This is a genomic window from Sporosarcina sp. P12(2017) (assembly GCF_002743035.1).
In the GTDB taxonomy this organism is placed as follows: Bacteria; Bacillota; Bacilli; order Bacillales_A; family Planococcaceae; genus Sporosarcina; species Sporosarcina ureae.
Map to the genome: position 1 here is coordinate 13,845 of NZ_PDYL01000003.1, position 22,126 is coordinate 35,970.

Consider the following 22,126-nt stretch of genomic DNA (forward strand, 5'->3'; position numbering starts at 1 on the left):
ATTAAACTTAAATAAACTATATACCCCTAAGGGTATATAGTCAACGAATTGATTTAGGATGCATAGTTCGTTTGAAGTTTGAGGATTAGTTCGAGAAGTCTGCAACCAGGCGTCTTAGTAGGATCATCGTTTCTCTTCTTAAAACTTGTGCCGTTTCAATTTTCAACTCAGCCTCTTTACTGAACGAGGAAGCGCGAATACTATTTACCCAATGTGTGAGGTACTCTACTACATGTACTTTATTTACATTTTCTTTCAATAGACTCGTCCCGTTTGCACTAATATAATGATAGAAACTACCGAGCGTGACATAGTGATAGTACTCTTCACTGCCGATCTCGACAGAAGTTAGTCCAGATTCAGGCATCGCTACATCTATTAAAGGCATCGTCTGTTTACCACCTCGAGCTTTAACAAGTTCATGACCGAAGAATTCTTCCACTGCCTTTACGTAATCCGCTATAATAAAAGTGGCTTTTTGACTGGATTGTTGATCTTCTGGTTGAAAGTCCTTTTCAAGTTCTCGCCACTTCGATTCAGCTGTCGTTAAGAGTTGTCTCACTTCGTTAGATATCAACAAACGAGGCAATTGTCTTCCCGCTTTTTCAAAGCGTTCTTTCTCTTCCTCGCCGAAAATCAGCGCACTTTGAGGATGAAGTGATGTAAAGGTCTTTTCCAACAGTGTCATCGCTTGTTTGGGATCAATTGGTTCCAAATCATATTGTTTAGCCTTTTGTATCACTGCTTCCACATCTGGAGATAAATCCTTTAAGTAAAACTCTGTCAGAAATTCATCTAATTGAATCAAGGCATCTGTAATCATAATTTCACGGTATTCGATTCCTTCGTCAGGTACCAATGATAGAACTCGGTTTCTTAACTTCATGCCTTCATTGCCCAATTCCCAGCCAATCAATAAATTCAAAGCTGGTTCTTTTACATTGCCTTCTTCTGAAGTTAATGTTTTATCTGCCTTATAAAAACAAATCATTGCGTTCAGTAAATTTCTTAATATAGCATCTTGATCTTCAAACGGTAATTCAGAAAAATTCGCTGTACACATTTCTTCAATCTCACATTCGTAAAAGAAAAAATTGAAATCGGCCTGTATAAAGGAATCTTCATTGATTTTTCCGCCATGGTGCTCTTCAATTACGTCCTTCATTCGTAATATGTATTCGGAAATCTTCGTTAACTGGGAAACGATATCTCCTTTATACTTATCAATGCGATATTGAACTGTTCGCATATCACCGTGCAGAACATGTACCGCGTGATAATCATAGGCGAACTTAGAAAGATTCACCAAGCTAATGACAGTTGGTATATCATTTAGATCGAATAGATCATTAAATGTGATATAGAATTCCAGACCAACACTGTGCATCTCCTTGTACTTCATCATATGAATCAAGCGTTTACAAAAACTTCGCTTCGTTGCAAAGTCGATCAATGTATCGTTATGCACAACTTGTAAAAATAGGTCATACAGATTCATGATAGTCTTTTTCGTTACGCTCTCCAAAATATCGGGATCGCGTGTTTTATCCATTAGTACACTAAGTTCATTGAAATACCTCACAAGTGTCTGCATATGATCAGCACGTGTGTTATTCAATGTTGCACATAACGGATATATTTTAAGATTGAATAGCTGCCAGGATTCGGCCACATATCCTTCATTATTGAAGAAATAGAACCAAAGATGGTACCGCCAATCACCTTTGGCTTTAGTATCCTGATCTAGCTCAAACGGATCAAATTCTTCCCCATAAGCTAGCGTTAGTAATGTTTCATTATATTGGCTCGCTAAAGTAATTTCACTGCCATACAAGTCAGATAGTTCTACAAGCAATGCGTATCGTTCATCATCCCGGCAATCGTTAATCACTTTCGTAAACGAAGGATGGTCGATGACATGACAAACATCCAAGTGACGCCCTTTCAGCAACCACTGACGCAACATATAATCCAAAAATTCTTCCGAATCCAAATAAGCCCCAAAATGTCGGGCTGAAAACTCCTGATAAATATCCAAACTAATTCCCCCTTAACATCTGACAACGTGTTGATCTGTACGAATTACAAACTCTATCCTAGAAATAATAAAGTTTAGACTATCCCTATCATATCGCGATTACCCTTTTTTCTCTACTAGAAATCGCTGGTTCAAATAAGGACCTTCAACAGTTTAATACATTCATTTTGTTATAGACAAAAATATAGAGCATTCCATATTTCACGGACATGCTCTATATCTTTAAGTTATTAATTATCACTTATTGAATTAAAGGCCTGGCAATTGAATAAATTAATTTTCTAATCTAAAGGACTTACAGTGTCTTCATCCATTTTATATTCTAATATATCTCCAGGCTGACACTCTAAAGCCTTACAAATCGCATCCAAAGTCGAAAGGCGAATCGCTTTCGCCTTTCCGTTTTTCAGTATGGAAATGTTCGCCATTGTAATTCCAACTCGCTCGGAAAGTTCTGTGACACTCATTTTCCTTTTAGCCAACATTACATCAATATTGATGATAATTACCATGTTATTCACCTCAGCTCAGACTATTAAATCATTTTCCTCTTTTAAATCTATAGCTTCTTTTAAAAGCCTTTGGAGAACAGCAGCAAAGACCGCAATCACCATGGAAGCAAAAATAGGTATCATTCCGATTATTACCACACCTGGGGCATCATCTATCTCTGCCATAATAAAGACGAATGGAAGGGCTACTACATACAAGCCACTGATTGTGATCGCACAGTATTTAATTTTCTTTAAAGCCCTAACAGATAACTCGGAGAAAGCTTGATTCTTGTCAATAAAACTTAATAGGTTAAAGGTTTGATACAATGCGAAATAAAATGGGATCACTGAAATATACATGATTAGTAAAATACTATTCACCACATATGCAAAATCCCAACCTCTTCCTGCTGCTTCACTTGCTTCACTTGCAATTTGAGGCAATAAAAATAGGCATAAAGCTAGAACTGGAATTCCAATTAATACAACGGCTATCTTTAAAAATAGTGTTGTTCCTCGTTTCATAAAAAGCACCTCGCTTAACTTCTATATTGTAGATTTTACTTTAACACATGATTTATCGAATATCAATAAATATATGTTTCTTACCAATATATAAATCTTGCTAAAATTACATAAATGCCTTCTTGGGTTCCATCACCATAGACAAAAAATCTGAAAACCCCACCTACTTCATGAAGCTTTAATAATACCGTTGATTCAACAAAAACGCTGACTTCATTTATATCTTATAAATGAAGTCAGCGTTTTACTGTTTATTATGTGCTTGAAAATAAGAAAGAGCACTCATACTTTGAGTTAAGCACCTGATTGTGAAATATCTCACACCCCACTTGCAACTGAATTACTCTGGTAGGTTCAACTGCCAAGAGATTCCGAACTGGTCATTCAGCCATCCGAATTTTTTACTGAACCCATAGTTGTTTATAGGCATGAGCGCTGTACCATTTTGCATCATTTTTTCATACAGGCTATCAATTTCCTCTTCGGTATCACATGTTAGATAAATAGAAAAAGATGGTGTAAACGTAAACTCGTGATCAATATGGCTGTCTATACACATGAACTCCTGTCCCTTTAATGAGAACACCGCTTGAATAACTGTACCTTCTTTACCAGGTCCCTCAGCTCCATAACGAGTAATGCTTTTAATTTCTGAATCTTCGATGAGAGAGGTGTAGTATTTCATAGCTTCTTCCGCTGTACCGCCTTGAAACATTAAAAATGGTTTTACGTCCTTCACATTTAACTTCCCTTTCTTTATATAAACTTTATTTTTCTGTTCTATTTCCGCCAAAAACTCTTATAATCTGCTTTATCTTGAATATTAAATTCAATAATTTTCTTAAGCAATTCGTAATTGATCGGCTCATTCCACTGAATTCTAAACAAACCTTTAGTAGCACTGTAGCCAAGTTGTGCAATATCATCTGCAAAGTTCGTAATCCCTGCCAGTTCGGGTGAAACGCTTAAATGATGCTTAGCTGTGGAAAAACCAATAATAAATGTGCCATCATTAGAAAACATTGGTGTATTCCATTTGATTATTGGTTCCAAATTAGGAAATTCATTAGCAACCCACTTCAAAACTTCCTCCGTCCGGTCACGATGGTCGGGATGATCGATACTTGCTAGATATTTTGAAAAAACCATTATGTAACCCCCTCCTAAGATAAATCACTAATCGTTTATAACAACCTCATTCCTTGTATTTAGGTAAGTTACACCTATCGATGCTTGGTCGGCAATGCCATCAAGTTCATCTTTAAATAGAAATGATTCATTGCTATCCAAATAGAGTCAATCTATGATTTCCTTTTTCCTTACATTGTAAAACAGAACACTAATTGGCGAATAAAACCATTTAGTGTGCTGTTTATCGTTACTTATTATACGCTACTTGGGCTTGTTCTGTTAGCTAAAACCACATGCAATCATTGTTCTACTATTTTTTTAAGTTGCTCTCCAAAATTCATCCAACTATATTTTGCTCCTTCAATTGCTCCTTTGGTTGCTTTTGTTTCTTCACTGAAACCAGTTTGTTCAAAATACACATGTGTAGCACCATCTGTTTCTGTTGATAATGTCCATGTAATCGTAGTAGTTTCTCCGGCACTTGCCCAAGTGTACGTTAGTATATGAGGTTCCTCTACTTCCAGCACTTCACCATTAACGACTCCATCCCACCATTCATTTGGCTCAGAACGAAATTGAAATTTTTCTCCTATCACTGGTGCAAAGTCATTTTTCCATATCCATGTTGCCAGTATCTCTGAGTCTGTTAATGCCTTCCACACTTGCTCAATTGAACTTGAAAATTGAAAATCTAATGTTACATCTGCCATTCTCTATTCCTCCAATAACACTTTTTTAAGTTGTGACACTTTTTCCATCCAAAAATTTTCGTAAAACGTTACCCAGTCTTTAATTTCTTGCAAAGGAGCTGCATGTATTCGATACCTTGTTTCCCTTCCAACTTTACGAACAGTAACTAGGCCAGCCTCTTTAAGAATAGCCAAATGTTTAGATATTGCAGTACGCCCCATTTGAAATTTCGAAGTTAGTTCGTACAAAGGTAATTCATCTGCTTCTGCCAACAAATGTAGCAATTTACGTCTTGTTGGATCAGCGATGGCTACATAAATATCACGTTCATGTTTTTTATCGCTCATAACCTCCCACCTCGCAATAGGACACCCTTTAGTGTCTTCAACTTATGACACTGGCCAGTGTCGTGTCAATGTTTATTCTTGGCATAATTGGCATCGCTTTATTCACTTACCTATAATTAAATTCTCATTCAATCTTTTCTGTTAGAATAATTCTTTATCTTTCTGTGTTTTTACTATTAATTACAAAATATTTACTTCAAATTAAGTAAGGCGAAGTCTTTAGTCAGAAAGTGTTCGATTGCGAAATAAATTTATCGACTCAGATAGGGTATGAAATTATGAAATTATGAAATTCATTCGTTTATGAAATAAATTTAGAAAAGGAAATAGGCAAAGAATTCGCATGATTTATTATGAAATGCTTTGGTATTTCAGTGTTACTATTTGAATTCTTACACAAAAAGCACGGTCTACATTGATTTAACAATGTAGATCGTGCTTTTTTAATTCGTATCTAGATTTCACTTTATGACGTCCCAAGAGGACATGAAAAAATGTAATAGTAGCGATAGTTGACTATTTAATTAAAAGTCCCTGTCACCTTCTATCACACCGGATAAACCGGATGCTTGCGGTCTGTAAACTGGATATATTTCGTCGCATACGCTTCGTATCGCGTAATCAGCTCATCGCGCAGTGAGTCTGCCGGGATGATGCCATCGATAATCATTTCGGAAGCTAAACGGTAAATGTCGATATCTTCTCTGTATTCGTTGCGCTTCTCTTCAATATAAGCTGCGCGCTCTTGCTCAGGCAGCGCGGCGATTTTATTCGCGTAGACTGCGTTGATAGCTGCGTCCGGCCCCATGACCGCGATGGAAGCGGTTGGTAGCGCTAAACACGCGTCCGGTTCAAATGCCGGACCTGCCATAGCGTACAACCCTGCGCCATACGCTTTACGGACGATGACGGAAATTTTCGGCACTGTCGCTTCAGACATCGCAGAAATCATTTTCGCGCCGTGGCGTATGATGCCTGCACGTTCAACTTTTGTACCGATCATGAATCCAGGTACGTCGACTAAGAACAGCAGCGGAATGTGGAATGCATCGCAAAGGTTGATAAACTTTGCCGATTTGTCGGCAGAGTCGTGGAATAGCACGCCACCTTTCACACGTGGTTGGTTCGCGATAATGCCGACCGCTTTTCCATCGATGCGTGCAAGGCCAGTAATGAGCTCGCCTGCAAATAGTTTCTTTATTTCAAAAAATGAATCTTCATCGATAATCCCTTTGATCAAGTCGTGCATATTAAACGGAGCGTTTTCGTTTTTCGGAATAATTTCTTCCAGTGCCTTCTCCAGCTGTTTCGGCTCCACTGCATCACGTACAGGCGGCTTTTCCGAGAAGTTTGCTGGGAAATATGATAAATATCTTCGCGCTGCTGCGATTGCATCTTCTTCGCTTTTCGCGAGCACATCGCCGCATCCTGAAGTTGAGCAGTGCATGCGCGCTCCGCCCATTTCCTCTAGCGTTACTTTTTCTCCGATAACCATTTCCGCCATGCGCGGTGATCCAAGGTACATCGAAGCGTTTTTGTCGACCATGATGACGATATCGCAAAACGCCGGAATATACGCGCCGCCAGCAGCAGACGGTCCGAACAAGACGCAGATTTGTGGAATCCGGCCGGATAATTTCACTTGATTGTAGAAAATTCTACCTGCACCACGGCGACCCGGGAACATTTCGACTTGATCCGTAATCCGCGCGCCTGCTGAATCAACTAAGTAAACGAGCGGCACATTCAATTTTTCAGCGGTTTCCTGAATACGAATAATTTTTTCCACTGTCCGCGCGCCCCATGAGCCTGCTTTGATTGTAGAATCATTCGCCATGACGCAAACAACTTGGCCGTTAATCTTCCCCATGCCTGTTACAACACCGTCAGCAGGAAGATCGCCCGCCATGCAGTTCGCGAATTGGCCATCTTCGATTTCAAGATCTGAATCGAATAATAATTTCAAGCGGTCCCGGACGAACATTTTCCCTTGGTCCGCATTTTTCTCATGGTATTTCGGCGCGCCACCTTTTTTTATCTGTTCTACTCTTTCATTCAATGCTTGCTGCAAAGATTTCGTATCTGTTGTCATCGTCCTGCCTCCCTTATAGTCATTTATCATTCGCCAGTATATACAGGCTTGCGTTTTTCCTTAAATGCCTGCAGTCCTTCGAGCCGGTCTTTTGAAGGAATCGTCACTTCATAGGCGTTCTGTTCGATTGCGAGCCCCGTCTGCAGTTCGACGTCATAGCCATGGTCAATCGCGAACTTCGCCTGCGTGACAGCAAGCGGGCTGTTCGCTGCGATTTGTCCAGCGACAGCAAGCGCTTTATCCATCAGCTGATCAGGCGCCACAATGTACTCAGCGAGCCCGATTTCCAATGCTTCTGTCGCTTCGACTCTGCGCGCTGTGAAAATAATCTCTTTCGCCCGTCCTTTGCCGATCAATCTCGGCAGACGCTGCGTACCGCCAGCTCCCGGAATAATGCCCAGCGAAGTTTCCGTCAATCCAAACTTTGCCGTCTCAGCAGCAATGCGGATGTCGCATGCCAGCGCCAGTTCTGTCCCGCCGCCGAGCGCAACGCCGTTGACTGCGGCGATGACGGGCTGCGGAAGTGATTCAATACCGTTAATCGTCTGGCGGATCAATGAAACTGTCTTGCGCACATCTTCCGGTTTCATTCCTGCACGTTCTTTTAAATCAGCGCCAGCACAAAAAGCTTTTTCACCGGCGCCCGTTATAATAACAGCGCGGATTTCCTGGTCGTAGCGGCATTCCAGTAGCGCATCGTAAAGCCCGTTCAGCATCTCGACTGATAATGCATTTGCTGCTTCCGGACGTTTCAATAAAATGACCGCAATACCGTCGCCGCGCCTCTCTAATACCACTTTATTCCCCATTCACTCACGTCCTTCACGTCTCATGCGCACCGGCAGCCTGCAAGTTTTTACTTGGAAGCGCCTGGCCGATTTTTTCTTGAATAAACGCGGATGCCGCTAAAATCTTTTCTTCATCGACGCCGGTATGAATGCCCATGCCGTGCAACATATACAATAAATCTTCTGTCGCCGCATTGCCTGAAGCACCCGGTGCGTACGGACAACCACCGAGCCCGCCAGCTGAACTGTCGAATACCGTAATGCCCATATCAAGCGACGCCAGGACATTCGCTAAAGCCGTCCCGCGCGTGTCATGGAAATGCATCGCCAATTTGTCTGACGGAAAACGTTTCAGTAGCAGGTCAAGCACTTCCTGGACTTGCCGCGGATTCGCAACGCCGATCGTATCGCCCAGCGACAATTCGTCAATGCCCATGTCAAACAGCGAATCCGCCACGCGGACGACCGCTTCCGTATTGACCACACCTTCGTACGGACAGCCGAACACTGTAGACACATAGCCTCTCGTCTTCTTGCCTGCCGCATTCGCGTCTTGGACAATTTCTTTTAATACAGGCAGTGTATCCGTAATCGTTTTATTAATATTTTTTAAATTATGCGTTTCGCTCGCCGACATGAACACCGCCGCTTCATCGATATCTGCCGCAAAGGCCCGTTCAAGCCCTTGGCGGTTCGGGACGAGCGCCGAGTAAGAGACGCCCGGCTCCCGTCTAATGCCCGCCATCACATCAACCGCGTCCGCGAGTGCCGGAATCCATTTCGGATTGACGAAAGACGTCACTTCAATCGATGTCAGGCCGCTTTTAGACAGCTCATTAATCCAGGCAATTTTGTCTTCGGTCGGGATGAAGATTTTTTCGTTTTGCAGTCCGTCACGCGGTCCGACTTCTTTTATCGTAATCGTTTCAGGCCATTTCATCGTTTCATCTCCTTCTACAGGAATTATTCAATGACTGCGATGACGTCTCCTTCGTTGACGAATTCGCCTTCGTTCACTTTTACTTCTTTTACGACGCCGTCAAAATCAGTAGCAATCGGTATTTCCATTTTCATCGATTCCAAGATGGCGATGTCTTGATCTTCTTCTACTTCGTCTCCTGCTTTCACGAGTACTTTCCAAACGCTTCCTGCCATGCTTGCTATAATTTCTGTCATAATAATTCCTCCAGAGTCATTTCGTCTGTTTTTGTGTTTTCTTTTTCTTCGTCAAGTATTTTTCCACGAACTCCGTCGTCGTATCCCCAAAACGGAATGCTTCATGCGCTGCTACTTCCTGGAGCATCGGGATATTCGTCTTGATGCCTTCGATATGGTAGTTTGATAGCGCTTCTTGCAGCCGGTCGATTGCTTCATCGCGGTCTTTACCTTTAACGACGAGTTTCGCGATCATCGGGTCGTAAAACGGTGTAACGACCGACTCGCCGTGAACTGCCAATTCGTGGCGGATGCCCGGTCCTTCCGGCAGCTCCAGTTTCGTGATCGTCCCAGGTGAAGGGAAAAATGTTTTCGGATCTTCTGCGTAAATCCGCACTTCAATTGCGTGTCCGTCGCGTTTGACGTCTTCCTGCGCAAATGACAGTGTTTTCCCCGCTGCGATATCAAGCTGCTCCTTCACTAAGTCAAGCCCCGTAATCTCTTCCGTAATCGGGTGCTCAACTTGCAGCCGTGTATTCATTTCAAGAAAGTAGAAGTTTTGATCTGCGTCGACTAAAAACTCGATCGTGCCGGCGTTTTTATAGCCGATGGACTTCGCCGCTTTAACCGCCGCTTCGCCCATTTTTCTTTGTGTCTCTTCTGAAATGAATGAAGACGGCGCTTCTTCCACGACTTTTTGGTGGCGGCGCTGGATTGAGCATTCGCGCTCCCATAAGTACACTGTATTTCCTTCATTGTCCGCTAAAATTTGGATTTCGATATGGCGCGGTTTTTCAACGAATTTTTCAATATACATCGCGCCGTCGCCGAAGAAATCAGTCGCTCGTTTTTGATTGCCTTCGAACGCTTTGCGGATTTCGTCGGCGCTGTAGACGACTTGCATACCGATTCCGCCGCCGCCTGCAGACGCCTTCAACATAACCGGATAGCCGATGCTTTCCGCCGCTTCGATCGCATCTTCCGCGTCTGCAAGCGAACGGGTAACACCCGGCACGACCGGAACACCGGCTTTTTCCATCGCCTTGCGTGACGCAATTTTGCTACCCATTTCTGAAATGACTTCAGGCGAAGGCCCGATGAACACGAATCCTTCTTCCTCACAGCGGCGCGCGAATTCGGCATTTTCAGATAGCAGACCATAGCCTGGGTGGATCGCTTGTGCTTTCGACTGATGCGCTGCTTCTAATATTTTATTAATTTTCATATAACTTTCCGTTACACGCGGTCCGCCGAGCAAATATGCTTCATCCGCCTGCTTGACGTGGACAGCTTCCGCATCCGCTTCCGAATAGACACCGACCGTTTTAATGCCGAGCGCTCTGCACGTACGCATGACACGAGCCGCTATTTCCCCGCGGTTCGCAATTAATATCTTTTTAAACATGATGTTCACCCTTTCCATTTATCATGTAATCAAGCATTCGTGGGCATCATTTTAGGAAAAGAGGAAGCCGGAAGCATAAAGACCGGCTCCGCTGTCCATTTATTTGCCCACAGTTTTCGCTTCCATGACGCTCTGAAGTTCTGCAACTGTCGACGGATCTTCAAGCCCCGTCACATCGCCTGCGACACTGCCTGTCGTAACGATTTCTTTAATCAGGCGGCGCATAATTTTTCCACTCACCGTTTTCGGCAAGGAGTCGGTTATGACGATTTCTTTCGGCTGGGCAATTTTTCCGATCTGGCGGATGATGTTTTCTTGAATCCGCTCTACCACTTCTTGCCCGTCAGCTGCATCTTCAGAAAGGCAGACGAAAACTAGAGGCACTTCTCCTTTAATTTCATCCGGCACGCCAATGACCGCGCATTCCGCTACGCCTGCACTTTCGAGCACAGCGCTTTCCATTTCCATTGTGCTTAAACGGTGGCCGGCGACGTTGAACGCATCGTCAGAACGGCCGACTACCCAAATATAGCCGTCTTCGTCGATTAGCGCGAGATCGCTTGCGTAGTAGCTGTCGTCGACTTGGCTGTAGTATGAACCGTAGTAACGTTCCGGCTCTCTCCAAATCGTTCGGCACAGCATCGGAAACGGCTTTTTAATGATTAAGTTACCGAGCTGCCCGGCTTTCACGGGTTCGCCGGCTTCATTAACGACATCGAACACCGCGCCTATAAACGGCTTGCCGGAAGAGCCCGGTTTCATCGGCGTCAGCCATGCTGCTCCTGCAATCGGCGAGCCGGCTGTTTCGGTCTGCCCCCAAGTGTTGTTAATATAGACTTTTTTCTTGCCGAGCACTTCATATGTCCAGTGCCACGTCTCCGCATCGAACGGCTCGCCGACGAGTGCGATCACGTCAAGGCATGATAAGTCAAACTGCTCGATCGGCTTCTCGCCCATGCTTTTCAACATGCGCAGCGCAGTCGGAGCGGTAAATAATTTATTGACACGGTATTTTTCAATGATTTGATAAAAACGTGTTTTCTCGGGATAATCGATTGCCCCTTCGCAAATGACTGTTGTGACGCCGTTCGCAAGAGATCCGACGATGCCCCAAATATGCATCGTCAACCAGCCGATATCCGCCGTGCACCAAAATACGTCATCTTCGCGATGGTCGAGATGGTATTTTGCGTAGACATAGTTCTGCACGACGAATGCCGTCCCTGAATGCACGATCCCTTTCGGCTTGCCCGTCGTGCCGCTCGTATAGAAAACGATACCGCTTTCATTCGCTTCAAGTCGCTCCGGTTCGCAATGGATGCTCGCTTTTTCCGTCAACTCATGCCACCAGTAATCGCGGCCTTCCTGCATATCGATATCGATCCCCATGCGATTGACGACGATGATCGCTTCAACTGAAGAAGTAGACGGCACCACTTGATCGACTTTTTCTTTCAAACGGATTTCTTTGCCGCGGCGCACTGTCGCATCCGCTGTGACGATGATTTTCGGTTCAAAGCTTTCCAGCCGGTCGGACAAAGAGCGCTCGGAATAGCCGGAAAAGACTGCGTTGTAAATCGCCCCTACACGGAAACACGCGAGCACCGCTATGACCGCTTCCGCCAAGTTCGGCAGATAAATCGCGACACAATCGCCTTTTTTCACGCCGAACGACCGAAGCACATTGGAAAAACGGTTCACTTCCGCAAGAAGCATCGAATACGTGTAAAACTTCGAATCGCCGTTCTCGCTTTCCCAAATGAGCGCCGTCCGGTTACCGGCACCGTTATGTATATGCCGGTCGAGTAAGTTGATGCTAGGATTCGTAATGCCGTCAACGAAAAACTTGAAATCAGGGAGCGTTCCGCTGATCGTCTCTGTCCACGGTTCATACCATTCGAGCTCACGGGCCTGCTGATCCCAAAATGCAGCCGGATCTTCCTGGGACTTTCGGAGAAGTTCTTGGAAAGCTTCTGCGCTGCCAATTGAAGTCGAGCGCGCCTTTTCTTCACTAGGATAAATAAGTGTACTATTCGCCGCTAATTGTAAAACTCGTTCAACATCCATTCAATCTCCCCTTTGTCAATTCGTTGAAAATCCTTTCAAAAGTCAGCAGCCGATCTGTTTCGCAATGACCATGCGCTGGACTTCGGACGTGCCTTCGCCAATTTCTAGAAGTTTCGCATCGCGGAAGAAACGCTCGACTTGGTATTCTTTAATATAGCCATAGCCGCCGTGAATCTGCACTGCTTGATCGCAGACGCGCATGCACATTTCAGATGCGAATAATTTCGCAAACGCCGCTTCTTTTTTGAATGGGCGGCCTTGATCTTTCAGCCACGCTGCTTTATACACCATATTGCGTGCCAGTTCGATATTCATCGCCATATCCGCAAGTTTGAACTGAATCGCCTGGAAGTTCGAAATACTTCTGCCGAACTGCTTTCGCTCCTGCGCGTAATTCAGTGCCTTTTCGTACGCTCCCTGCGCTAAGCCAACAGCCATCGCGCCGATGCCGATCCGTCCGCCGTCAAGCGTTGCCAAAAACTGTTTGTAACCGTTTCCAATTTCACCAAGAAGATTTTCTTTCGGTACACGGACATTTTCCAAAATCAATTCCGTTGTATTAGAAGAATGAAGTCCCATTTTTTCGTAGTTTGCAATGACCGTAAACCCTGGTGTATCAGTCGGCACGATAAATGCGCTGATGCCGTTCGTTCCTTTCGAGCGGTCTGTAATCGCCGTCACCGCAAGATGTTTCGCATAGCTCGCATTCGTAATGAAACATTTCGAACCGTTAATAACCCACTCATCGCCTTCAAGAACAGCTGTCGTTTCTGTACCGCCCGCATCTGACCCTGCATTTGGCTCCGTCAATCCAAAGGCCCCGAACGATTCGCCCGTACAAATCGGCGTAAGATATTTCTCTTTCTGCTCCGGTGTGCCGAATAAATGAAGCGGCGCTCCTCCAAGTGAAATATGCGCAGAATACGTGATGCCTGTTGACGCGCAAACACGACTTAATTCTTCTGTAACGATCGCAAAACTCGTTGTATCCGCTCCTCCACCGCCGTACTCTTCCGAGAAAGGCAACCCCATCAAGCCGAGCTCCGAAAACTTTTCAAAAATCTCTTTCGGGAATTCCCCTGTACGATCACGCTCATCCGCACCCGGCGCCACTTCCGCTTCCGCAAATTCGCGAACCAGCTTGCGCACCATTTGTTGTTCATCCGTCAAATCAAAATTCATATCCAATACCCTCCATTCTTCTTTTACATTCCGTCATTGCCGTATATCATTCTATCAACACTTAGATTGCAAACGCTTTCATCTATACGTATACTTTCAACAAACCCGCTTTCATTTTATTCCCAATTCACTTATAATTATAAACAATAAAGAAATCTATTCCATGTGTGATTTTCCGAAAGAATTTGTGTGTTTTACACAAAAAACACAAAATACTATAGAGTGAGGATGGTAGATTATGCAGGACACGTTAACTCGCCGGCAGCTCAAATCTCTTGTACATGTTTCCACTGTCATTAACTCTTCATTAGATATTGAAACGATTTTCGATTTGATTATTGATGAAGCAATTTCCGCTGTAGACGCAGCAGGAGGCGGTTCGATTTGGGTTTTCAACCAGCTGAAACAGCGCCTGATGGCCAAATCCGCTCATGGTTTGTTTTATCCCCAAATCTTTAAATCGATTGAATTAAGCAGCGGCGAATCCATGACGGGCATGACGTTTCAAGAGGAGAAAGGGTTAGTGTTTAAAAATGAAGAAGAAATCAAACAGGCGCTCGATACACTCACTCCTTGCAACCGGACCCTGCTCGATGAATCCATTTCAAATAATTTCCATTTCACTTCAGTCATTTCATCGCCGATTATATTGAAAGGAACGTGCATCGGTGTCATTACGCTTGATTCATTTGATAAATCGCTTCATTTCAAAAAAGAAGATATGCAGTTGTTAGATGCGATCGCCCAACAAGCCGCCATCGCGCTCGAAAAATCGAATATTTATCATAACGAGAAAAAGACTGTCCAACTGCTGTCCCGCTCGATCGAAACGCAGCGCACTATCGCCAATCTCGTCGTCAACGGAGAAGGAATCCAGTCCATTATTGACTATATTTACAAAACGATCGGCGAGTATATTTTCTTATTCGATGAGATAGGCGAACTGACCGCTTCTGCCTGTCGCGCGCCTGTTTCAGAAGAGATAAAAAACGAACTTTTACGCTTTGAGAAACAGAACGACCAGTCGCTCAACAGCCCGTATAGCGTCTCTGATATCACAATAGGCCTCGAAAACTATCAATTCATCGCGCTACCGCTACAATCGAAAATGAAGCTACTTGGTTCGCTCATCATCGTCTCAAAAGACCCAATTGGAGAAGACGGAATCAACGCGCTAGAACACATCTGCACGGTCATCATGCTCGAGCTCGTCAAAGAACAAGCTGTCTACGAAACACAGCAGCGTCTGCAGGGTGAATTCATGACAAAAATTTTATCTGGCCAGGCAATCGATGAAACATTAATGAAGCAGGCAAAAAAACTACAATTTGACTTGAACCGCAACTACATCGCTGTCAGCGTCAGCGTCGAAAACAAAGACAAATTGCAGCGCGGAGCTATCAGCGAAAACGTTATCAACAACTTGCTCCATATGGCGAATAAATACTTTCTGGGAAAGAACTCGCAAGGCGCCGCGCTCATCGACCAAAACAAGCTCGCCGCCTTATTCTCCTACCCTGCCAAACTGCAGGCAGCAAACCCGGCAAGCAGCATTAAACAACTCGCCTTGCACTTGCAGCAGGAAATCGAAAAAACATACAATGAACTCGACATCACCATCGGCATCGGCAGAATGAAACCAAACCTCGCCGCCGCCCACGAATCATTCAAAGAAGCTGAAAAATGCATCACATTCATGAAAAACTACCAATTCGAAGAACGCGCCCTGTCCTACACAGACCTCGGCATCCAACGCTTCATCTTACGGAATTCAGAAGAAGAGCTGCTCGATTTCGTCCATGAAGTCATCGGACCGCTCATTCAATACGAACAAGCCCGAAAAGGAGACTTGCTGCAAACACTACTTACCTATTTGCGTCGAAACCAAAACATCAAACGAACCGCCGTCGCCCTTCACGTCCATACGAACACGCTGAACTATCGACTGAAACGGATTGAAGAAATTCTTTCAACCGACCTGACAGATGGCCAGCAATTATTTAACATTCAGCTGGCCGGGAATATTTACCACTATATTAAACGATGACAAGGGGATAGGCTCCTTGTCACTGTCTTCATCCAAATAGCTGGGTTGAATAGATTTCCGGTTCCTTCAAATAATGAAGTTTGTAAGCAAAACAAATTCAAAAGGGAATTTATTTATATTCTTGCATTTTCACTAATAATTACAAATACTCGCTTCCGATTTGTATAGGCATAAATTCTTAATCAGGAAGTGTCTCGCTTGCGGAATCGCTTTATACATAGTCTCCTTCAAAAGCCAAAAAACCCATCTCAAGATTGAGAAAGGTTTATCGGATGATTAAACATACAGTATTTACTTCTTGACCCATTTAACTCTACCAACGACTATAAATCTTGAAAAAAGTCATGGTATTTTTAGAATCCTCCATATCTTTCAAAATCAATATTGTAGCTGATAGAGAAAAACAACTATAATTCTCATAATTAATAACTGGGCTTCAGTGTTTACTACATCTTACTCATACTATAATGTTGGAATTTAGTATTTATCAAAAAGCTTTATAGTCTTATTAAACTTTACATATCAATTGATAAAAATTCAGTCAACATATGTTCATGCTTGTCGATCATAATTTGTTCCGGTTTGATGCCCTGCTCACAAAGAACTGCAATATTCTGCACAAGGAATTCGTCACTGCCGACAACATAGAAGAGCCCCTCCTTGTCTGCAGAAAGACTTTTCACTTCTTCATAATAGCCTTTACGGGTGTCGACGAACTGTGATGTGAACTTCTTGTCAGGTGCGGACTCAAAAATATTTGTGAATAAGAAATCATTTGATGAGTCGATGTTCAAAGAATGTATTTGATTGACATGATCAGCACGTTCGAAATAATCAAGTACGAGCGGTCTAAAAGTTGCCAGACCGACGCCTGATGACAACAAGTAAACATTTTTGTCTTCTCTTTTAAGCGGTACATTGGAGTGAGTTTTAAAGATTGCAACTTCATCGCCAACTTCAAGGCTGCTTAATATCTTTTTAAACTCAGAGCACTGCTCTTTGATGCGTGTTGTAATACCAATGGAATTTTCGTGCGGTAAAGTGGAGATTGACATGTGACGAATCAAGCTACGGTTTGGTTTATCTCCCGCATTAAAACCTTCCAGTGCGAAGTGGGTGTGGGAACCTTCTTCCCATGTAAAGTCTTTCGGACAGTCGAGCATGTACGTTCTAACCTCAGGCGTTTCTTTAATAATTGCATTAATTTTAGTCCAGTATATTTGCATTATATATTCTCCTTAGCTAATTATATGTATTGTTACTAAAACTTTTAATTCCATTTAAATACCTCTCTAAGAGGCTAAATATAAGCCTCTTGATCCCACACTTATACTAGTTAAATGACAATATGTATTCATAATACACTCGTATTTAATTTCCCATAAGATAAGCATATTGGCTTTTGACTAAAAGGACACACCGATAGGATTGCTTGAATTTGAAAGATCTGCTGCAAATATTCACACGTAACGACGCGCTCTGGTATACCTTCTGTTACAATTTCACCATTATTCATAGCTATTAAGAAATCTGAAAAACGAGAGGCATGATTTATATCATGCAACACCATCACAATCGTTTTCCCTTGTTCTTTGTTGAGTCGTTCTACCAATTGTAAAACATCAAGTTGATGCGCCATATCAAGATACGTCGTCGGTTCATCTAATATTAAAATATCTGTATCTTGAGCAAGCGCCATCGCGATCCATACACGTTGTCGCTGTCCCCCAGATAATGCTTCAATGGGTCGCTCTTGAAATTCAGTTAAGTTTGTTGCTTCTAACGCCCAATCAATCGCCTCAATATCTTCTTTTTTTAACCGACCAAAACTTGATTGATGTGGAAAACGACCATATGCGACGAGCTCATGTACCGTTAGACCATCGGGTGCTTCCGCTGTTTGGGGTAAGATGGCCATTTTTTTTGCGATTTCTTTCGTGCTTGTCTCATGAATCGCTTTTTGATCAATAAAGACTGCGCCATGACTCGCTTGTAAAATACGGGAAATTGTTTTTAATAAAGTAGATTTCCCACATCCATTGGGTCCAATAATTGTCGTGATTTGTCCTTTAGGTATCGCGACACTTAGTTCTTCAATAATGATTTTCGAGCCATAACCGACAGTAATTTCTTCAACATCAATCATTTCATTCACCTCACTTATTTTTCATTAAAAACCGCAATGCTTGGCACATACTGGCTGGAATGATGGACATGTGATTTTCATCTGGTGATGTAAACATTTCGACCGATTGCATAGGCAAAGATTTTAGATGGTTATATAGGGATTGTACATTTTCAAACATCTTATGCTTTTCCTGTTGTTCTGACGCTATAAAGATCACACTTTCTACAGGAGTAATTTTTAAAGCCTCCTGTAGTATTTGCTCTTGATTCCACCAAAGAGATGGACTGCAAATATAATAATGTGTGAATAATTCCGGCTCCAATATAAGCGTTTGAACTAGAAATAGACCTCCCAACGAATGGCCAAAAACTAGTTGCTTTCGAACATCTATTTCGACTTCTTGTCGAACCATTCGTTTCACTTTTTTCAATACCTCTAAAAATTCTTCCGCACCGCCAGATGTAGGCCACGGTACTCCCGACGGCCGTTCTGGTAAGTTGACAACTTCACTCTGTGGTGTGAAATCATATATACGTAGAGGTGAATAAATTTCTTCTTGCTCATATCCTATCGATGCAATTACCGCAAGAGGTACGCCTGTTTTTTCGCTGCGTTGTGCTTGCAACATCACAACACTTTCGAAAAGAACACCGTAAGCATTCCCATCCAATATATAAAACACCGGATACCCTTCCTCTGGCGCTGGCTCCTTAGGGATGGCAATTTTAATTCTGTAGTCAGTCTCTGATATAGAATGACGTATTGACTTTACTATATGTGTATATCCCATAACCAATCTCCGTTCTTTATGCCCGTACTTTTCGGCTATTTCGCATTAATAAATAAATGAAATAAGGTACCCCAATAATTGAAATAACAATTCCAACTGGCAATTCAGCAGGTGCAAAGACCGCTTTACCGATCCAATCTCCTGTTACAACGAGAATCATTCCAATAATCCCGCTCATTGGAATGATATGTTGATGATGAATACCTACTAATCGCCTTGAAATGTGAGGAGCTAGTAATCCGACAAATGCAATGCTTCCAGAAACAATCACACTTGCACTGATCAATCCAACCGCCCCCATTACCAACAGCACACGCTGTCGGTTTATCCGAACCCCTAAACCAACAATCGTTATATCATGGAGTTGTAACACATTAAGAATGGGTGCTTTCCAAACGAGTAACGGAATGATTAGTAAAACCCAAGGTAACATTGATAATACTTGTTGCCATGATGCACTATATATACTTCCTGATAACCAAACTGTCGCCATTTCAAAATCTTTAGGATCCATCTTCAACGAGATAAAAAGGGTAAGCGCACCAAAACCAGAATTCAATGCAATACCAACTAAAATCAAACGTTTTGGATCGAGCTGGCCTTGATGACTTGAAAGTATAAATAGCAGGAGAGTAGCGAGGATTCCACCAAGCCATCCCCATACAGACACCCCGACGATCGAGAGACTTGACATCTCATTCACATTCCCCTGAACAAAAAACATATAGAGAACCACTGTGAGTCCTACGCCAGACTGAATACCTAAAATACCTGGATCGGCTAAATTATTTTTCGTCACACCTTGTAAAACGGCTCCTACTACTCCCAGTGATAAACCGACTAGAACACCAATTACTATTCTAGGCATCCTAAACCCAAAGATCACAAGTTCATGATTTGGAATATGATCGACACCAAATAACGTTCGGAACGTTTCAGATACCGTCAATGGGTATTGACCACTTGTAAGGCTCAAGTAAATAACGAGTAACGTAAATATGATTCCAATACTTGCTACTACAAAGAAACGCTTATTTAGATTCAGCTTAGGCATAACGCTTCCCTCCCTTTGTTTGAATCAGATAAAGGAAAAAAGGTACGCCTACCAGTGCCGTAATGACACCGACTGGAGTTTCAAATGGTGGATTAATCAAACGGCTTACTATATCTGCCCATGCAAAAAATAGCGCACCGAACAACCCGGCGTATAGAACAATCTTTTTATAATCTTCCCCAACTAAAAAACGTGTGATATGCGGAATGATTAAACCGATAAAAGTAACCTTACCAACCAAAGCTACAGACACACCTGTTAACAGTGCGACACTTACTAATGTCAATGTTTTCATCACCACAAGGTTAATTCCTAAACCTTGTGCGACTTCATCTCCTAAGGAAATGGCTGTAATAGACTTTGAAACGTAAAATGCTAAGAAAAGTCCGATGATTGCTAAAGGTACAGACCATTGAAGCATGACCGGATCAATTTGATGAAGTCTCGTATTGTACCAAAAACTGATATTTTGTGATATTTGAAAATATGTTGCCAGAGCTTGTGATACACCGTTCAAAAACATACCCAGAATTGTTCCGATAATTACAAGCGATAAAGGCGACATGCCTCCTGGCACTAGCTTGGCAACCCCGAAAACAAACACTGCGCCCATTAAAGAACCTATAAATGAAAAGATTAGGAGGGTAGCAGGTTGAACGTTCGGAAGAAATATCATTGACAATGTGATAACAAAAACCGAACCGTCTGTCACACCCATAATACCGGGGGAGGCCAAGTAGTTTCTCGTCATTCCTTGCATAAGTGCTCCAGATATCGCGATGAAAGCACCGATCAACAAAGCACCTAGCACCCTAGAGATCCTGGAAGATCGTATGATTAGATGTTCCATATTCGTTTGATCAAAATGAACCAAGGCTTGCCAAATTGTTAAAACCGAATAACGACTAGCCCCATACATGATTGAATACGTTATTGTAACGATAAATAAAATCAATAGGAAAAGGATTAATACAATCTTATTCTTTCGAATTATGGACATCTAAATTCCCTCTATTTCTTTAACACGTTTTCTTCCAGAGCTTTTAAGAATTCGATTTTACTTAATACAGTTCCTCCTTCTAACAAAGAATCTACAATATTGCTATAAGCAGCATCATTTTTGAAAGCGTCGATATTTTGAATAATTGGATTCTTTTTCAATTCTTCATATGCTTGCTCATTCTCTTGATTTCCACTCGTTTGAACTTGGATGAAAAGAACATCTGGATTTACTTCTGCTAGCTGCTCAATCGAAATCTCTTCTTGAGCTTTTGCTTTCTGGATAACTTCTGGAACATCTATTCCTAGTTCATTGTATAAAGAAGGGTTAAAGAATACATCCTCTGGGTAGACAAACAAACTACCACCACGAATGCGAATCGCCATTACCGTTTTGCCTTCAAACTCTTCCTTTATTTCTGTCGCAGCTTTAATATCTTTGTCATATTGGGCTAGAAGTGTTTTCGCTTCTTCTTCTTTATCTCCTAGTTGAGCCATTAGCTTCAGATTATCTTGCCAATTCGTTGAAATATGGGAAACTAAAATTGTAGGTGCAATTTGTTCCAATTTTTCAACCACTTCATCTTTGAATTTTGTCGTTCCCAAAATTATGTCTGGCTGCAATTCTAGAATTTTTTCAAAATTTGGTTGTTGCTTTTCACCGATTGACTCTGTATTTCCTACCACCGCTTTAAATGTTTCTGGGAATTCTCCTGCAACAGTAATCCCTCCCACTGGTTCTATATTTAAAACCGTTGCGTCTTCCATCGCTTCCATTGCTCCTGTAATGACAATGCGTTCTACGTTTTCTGGAACAGAATAGGTCTCACCTAAGTATGTAATTTCTTGCATGCCATTTTCAGCTGCACCATCATCTGCAGTTTGTTGCGTTGCTTCTTTTTCAACAGTGGATTCCTGTTTATCATTCTCTGGTGTTTTTTCTCCTTCTACTTTTCCTCCACATGCAGCAAGTACCAATATAGCCATCAATGCAAATACTAATAAGCTTAATTGCTTCTTCATCATTCATCTTCTCCTTTTAATTTAAGTATCGATGCCTAATTGTCCTTGAGACGGCAAACCTTCGTATTTTTTACGATCAAAACCACACTCTGCAAGTAACAGCATAACTTGCATTAAGAATAACGTTGATGAAGTAGTCGATTCCCAAGTACTGCAATGCCGCCATCTGTG

At 42.5% G+C, this 22,126-nt stretch carries 21 protein-coding genes; 1 reads left to right on the forward strand and 20 read right to left on the reverse strand.

Going from position 1 to position 22,126, the window contains the following annotated elements; genetic code table 11:
• Positions 1–85 precede the first annotated feature (85 nt).
• The 14 genes from CSV80_RS02860 to CSV80_RS02920 all read right to left on the reverse strand — a co-directional run bounded on the left by CSV80_RS02860 (position 86) and on the right by CSV80_RS02920 (position 13,914).
• Positions 86–2,038, reverse strand: a complete 1,953-nt coding sequence (locus tag CSV80_RS02860; RefSeq protein ID WP_099669511.1) for a hypothetical protein — start codon at positions 2,036–2,038, stop codon at positions 86–88.
• Between the two features lie 281 nt (positions 2,039–2,319).
• Positions 2,320–2,550, reverse strand: coding sequence for a helix-turn-helix domain-containing protein (locus tag CSV80_RS02865; protein WP_099669512.1), 231 nt, complete (start codon positions 2,548–2,550; stop codon positions 2,320–2,322).
• Positions 2,551–2,565: 15 nt separating this feature from the next.
• On the reverse strand, positions 2,566–3,057 hold the full coding sequence (locus CSV80_RS02870) for a DUF2975 domain-containing protein (protein ID WP_099669513.1): 492 nt from the start codon (positions 3,055–3,057) through the stop codon (positions 2,566–2,568).
• A 340-nt stretch (positions 3,058–3,397) separates the two neighbouring features.
• Positions 3,398–3,796, reverse strand: a complete 399-nt coding sequence (locus CSV80_RS02875; protein WP_029053630.1) for a VOC family protein — start codon at positions 3,794–3,796, stop codon at positions 3,398–3,400.
• 41 nt (positions 3,797–3,837) lie between these two features.
• Positions 3,838–4,209, reverse strand: a complete 372-nt coding sequence (locus CSV80_RS02880; protein WP_099669514.1) for an iron chaperone — start codon at positions 4,207–4,209, stop codon at positions 3,838–3,840.
• A 278-nt stretch (positions 4,210–4,487) separates the two neighbouring features.
• Complete coding sequence (locus CSV80_RS17735) at positions 4,488–4,898, reverse strand: SRPBCC family protein (RefSeq protein ID WP_029053628.1); 411 nt, start codon at positions 4,896–4,898, stop codon at positions 4,488–4,490.
• 3 nt (positions 4,899–4,901) lie between these two features.
• Positions 4,902–5,225: an ArsR/SmtB family transcription factor gene (locus CSV80_RS17740; protein ID WP_233201500.1), complete on the reverse strand. Its 324-nt coding sequence runs from the start codon at positions 5,223–5,225 to the stop codon at positions 4,902–4,904.
• 547 nt (positions 5,226–5,772) lie between these two features.
• Positions 5,773–7,317 (reverse strand): acyl-CoA carboxylase subunit beta, encoded by a 1,545-nt coding sequence (locus CSV80_RS02890; protein ID WP_029053626.1) that lies wholly within the window; start codon positions 7,315–7,317, stop codon positions 5,773–5,775.
• A gap of 26 nt (positions 7,318–7,343) precedes the next feature.
• Entirely contained in the window at positions 7,344–8,126 is a 783-nt protein-coding gene (locus CSV80_RS02895) for an enoyl-CoA hydratase (RefSeq protein ID WP_099669515.1), read from the reverse strand.
• Positions 8,127–8,139: 13 nt separating this feature from the next.
• Positions 8,140–9,045, reverse strand: coding sequence for a hydroxymethylglutaryl-CoA lyase (locus tag CSV80_RS02900; RefSeq protein ID WP_099669516.1), 906 nt, complete (start codon positions 9,043–9,045; stop codon positions 8,140–8,142).
• 23 nt (positions 9,046–9,068) lie between these two features.
• Positions 9,069–9,284 carry an acetyl-CoA carboxylase biotin carboxyl carrier protein subunit gene (locus CSV80_RS02905; RefSeq protein WP_304442290.1) on the reverse strand — a complete coding sequence of 72 codons (216 nt, stop codon included), beginning with the start codon at positions 9,282–9,284 and terminating at the stop codon, positions 9,069–9,071.
• Positions 9,285–9,297: 13 nt separating this feature from the next.
• On the reverse strand, positions 9,298–10,665 hold the full coding sequence (locus tag CSV80_RS02910; protein WP_099669518.1) for an acetyl-CoA carboxylase biotin carboxylase subunit: 1,368 nt from the start codon (positions 10,663–10,665) through the stop codon (positions 9,298–9,300).
• Positions 10,666–10,764: 99 nt separating this feature from the next.
• Positions 10,765–12,732, reverse strand: coding sequence for an acetate--CoA ligase (locus tag CSV80_RS02915; RefSeq protein WP_099669519.1), 1,968 nt, complete (start codon positions 12,730–12,732; stop codon positions 10,765–10,767).
• A gap of 42 nt (positions 12,733–12,774) precedes the next feature.
• Positions 12,775–13,914, reverse strand: coding sequence for an acyl-CoA dehydrogenase (locus CSV80_RS02920; protein ID WP_099669520.1), 1,140 nt, complete (start codon positions 13,912–13,914; stop codon positions 12,775–12,777).
• Positions 13,915–14,152: 238 nt separating this feature from the next.
• On the opposite strand from CSV80_RS02920, the gene CSV80_RS02925 reads away from it, so the two are divergent.
• Positions 14,153–15,961, forward strand: a complete 1,809-nt coding sequence (locus CSV80_RS02925) for a helix-turn-helix domain-containing protein (RefSeq protein ID WP_099669521.1) — start codon at positions 14,153–14,155, stop codon at positions 15,959–15,961.
• Between the two features lie 515 nt (positions 15,962–16,476).
• On the opposite strand, the gene CSV80_RS02930 is transcribed toward CSV80_RS02925, so the two are convergent.
• From CSV80_RS02930 to CSV80_RS02955, 6 genes are all read right to left on the reverse strand, one after another.
• On the reverse strand, positions 16,477–17,187 hold the full coding sequence (locus tag CSV80_RS02930) for a ferredoxin reductase domain-containing protein (protein WP_099669522.1): 711 nt from the start codon (positions 17,185–17,187) through the stop codon (positions 16,477–16,479).
• A gap of 128 nt (positions 17,188–17,315) precedes the next feature.
• The gene (locus CSV80_RS02935) at positions 17,316–18,107 is read right to left on the reverse strand and encodes an ABC transporter ATP-binding protein (protein WP_099669523.1); all 792 of its coding nucleotides are present in this window, start codon (positions 18,105–18,107) and stop codon (positions 17,316–17,318) included.
• A gap of 10 nt (positions 18,108–18,117) precedes the next feature.
• Positions 18,118–18,879, reverse strand: a complete 762-nt coding sequence (locus CSV80_RS02940; protein ID WP_099669524.1) for an alpha/beta hydrolase — start codon at positions 18,877–18,879, stop codon at positions 18,118–18,120.
• A gap of 16 nt (positions 18,880–18,895) precedes the next feature.
• On the reverse strand, positions 18,896–19,933 hold the full coding sequence (locus CSV80_RS02945) for a FecCD family ABC transporter permease (protein ID WP_099669525.1): 1,038 nt from the start codon (positions 19,931–19,933) through the stop codon (positions 18,896–18,898).
• Entirely contained in the window at positions 19,926–20,933 is a 1,008-nt protein-coding gene (locus tag CSV80_RS02950; RefSeq protein ID WP_099661197.1) for a FecCD family ABC transporter permease, read from the reverse strand. The genes CSV80_RS02945 and CSV80_RS02950 overlap by 8 nt, the downstream gene beginning before the upstream one ends.
• 11 nt (positions 20,934–20,944) lie before the next feature.
• Complete coding sequence (locus tag CSV80_RS02955; protein ID WP_099669664.1) at positions 20,945–21,955, reverse strand: ABC transporter substrate-binding protein; 1,011 nt, start codon at positions 21,953–21,955, stop codon at positions 20,945–20,947.
• Between the last annotated feature and the right edge of the window lie 171 nt (positions 21,956–22,126).

Coding starts and splice junctions, on each gene's coding strand:
- CSV80_RS02945 (WP_099669525.1), bottom strand. CDS start 19,933: ATGCCTAAGCTGAATCTAAATAAGCGTTTCTTTGTAGTAGCAAGTATT.
- CSV80_RS17735 (WP_029053628.1), bottom strand. CDS start 4,898: ATGGCAGATGTAACATTAGATTTTCAATTTTCAAGTTCAATTGAGCAA.
- CSV80_RS02900 (WP_099669516.1), bottom strand. CDS start 9,045: ATGAAATGGCCTGAAACGATTACGATAAAAGAAGTCGGACCGCGTGAC.
- CSV80_RS02935 (WP_099669523.1), bottom strand. CDS start 18,107: ATGATTGATGTTGAAGAAATTACTGTCGGTTATGGCTCGAAAATCATT.
- CSV80_RS02940 (WP_099669524.1), bottom strand. CDS start 18,879: ATGGGATATACACATATAGTAAAGTCAATACGTCATTCTATATCAGAG.
- CSV80_RS02865 (WP_099669512.1), bottom strand. CDS start 2,550: ATGGTAATTATCATCAATATTGATGTAATGTTGGCTAAAAGGAAAATG.
- CSV80_RS02895 (WP_099669515.1), bottom strand. CDS start 8,126: ATGGGGAATAAAGTGGTATTAGAGAGGCGCGGCGACGGTATTGCGGTC.
- CSV80_RS02920 (WP_099669520.1), bottom strand. CDS start 13,914: ATGAATTTTGATTTGACGGATGAACAACAAATGGTGCGCAAGCTGGTT.
- CSV80_RS02925 (WP_099669521.1), top strand. CDS start 14,153: ATGCAGGACACGTTAACTCGCCGGCAGCTCAAATCTCTTGTACATGTT.
- CSV80_RS02955 (WP_099669664.1), bottom strand. CDS start 21,955: ATGAAGAAGCAATTAAGCTTATTAGTATTTGCATTGATGGCTATATTG.
- CSV80_RS02870 (WP_099669513.1), bottom strand. CDS start 3,057: ATGAAACGAGGAACAACACTATTTTTAAAGATAGCCGTTGTATTAATT.
- CSV80_RS02910 (WP_099669518.1), bottom strand. CDS start 10,665: ATGTTTAAAAAGATATTAATTGCGAACCGCGGGGAAATAGCGGCTCGT.
- CSV80_RS17740 (WP_233201500.1), bottom strand. CDS start 5,225: ATGAGCGATAAAAAACATGAACGTGATATTTATGTAGCCATCGCTGAT.
- CSV80_RS02915 (WP_099669519.1), bottom strand. CDS start 12,732: ATGGATGTTGAACGAGTTTTACAATTAGCGGCGAATAGTACACTTATT.
- CSV80_RS02890 (WP_029053626.1), bottom strand. CDS start 7,317: ATGACAACAGATACGAAATCTTTGCAGCAAGCATTGAATGAAAGAGTA.
- CSV80_RS02950 (WP_099661197.1), bottom strand. CDS start 20,933: ATGTCCATAATTCGAAAGAATAAGATTGTATTAATCCTTTTCCTATTG.
- CSV80_RS02930 (WP_099669522.1), bottom strand. CDS start 17,187: ATGCAAATATACTGGACTAAAATTAATGCAATTATTAAAGAAACGCCT.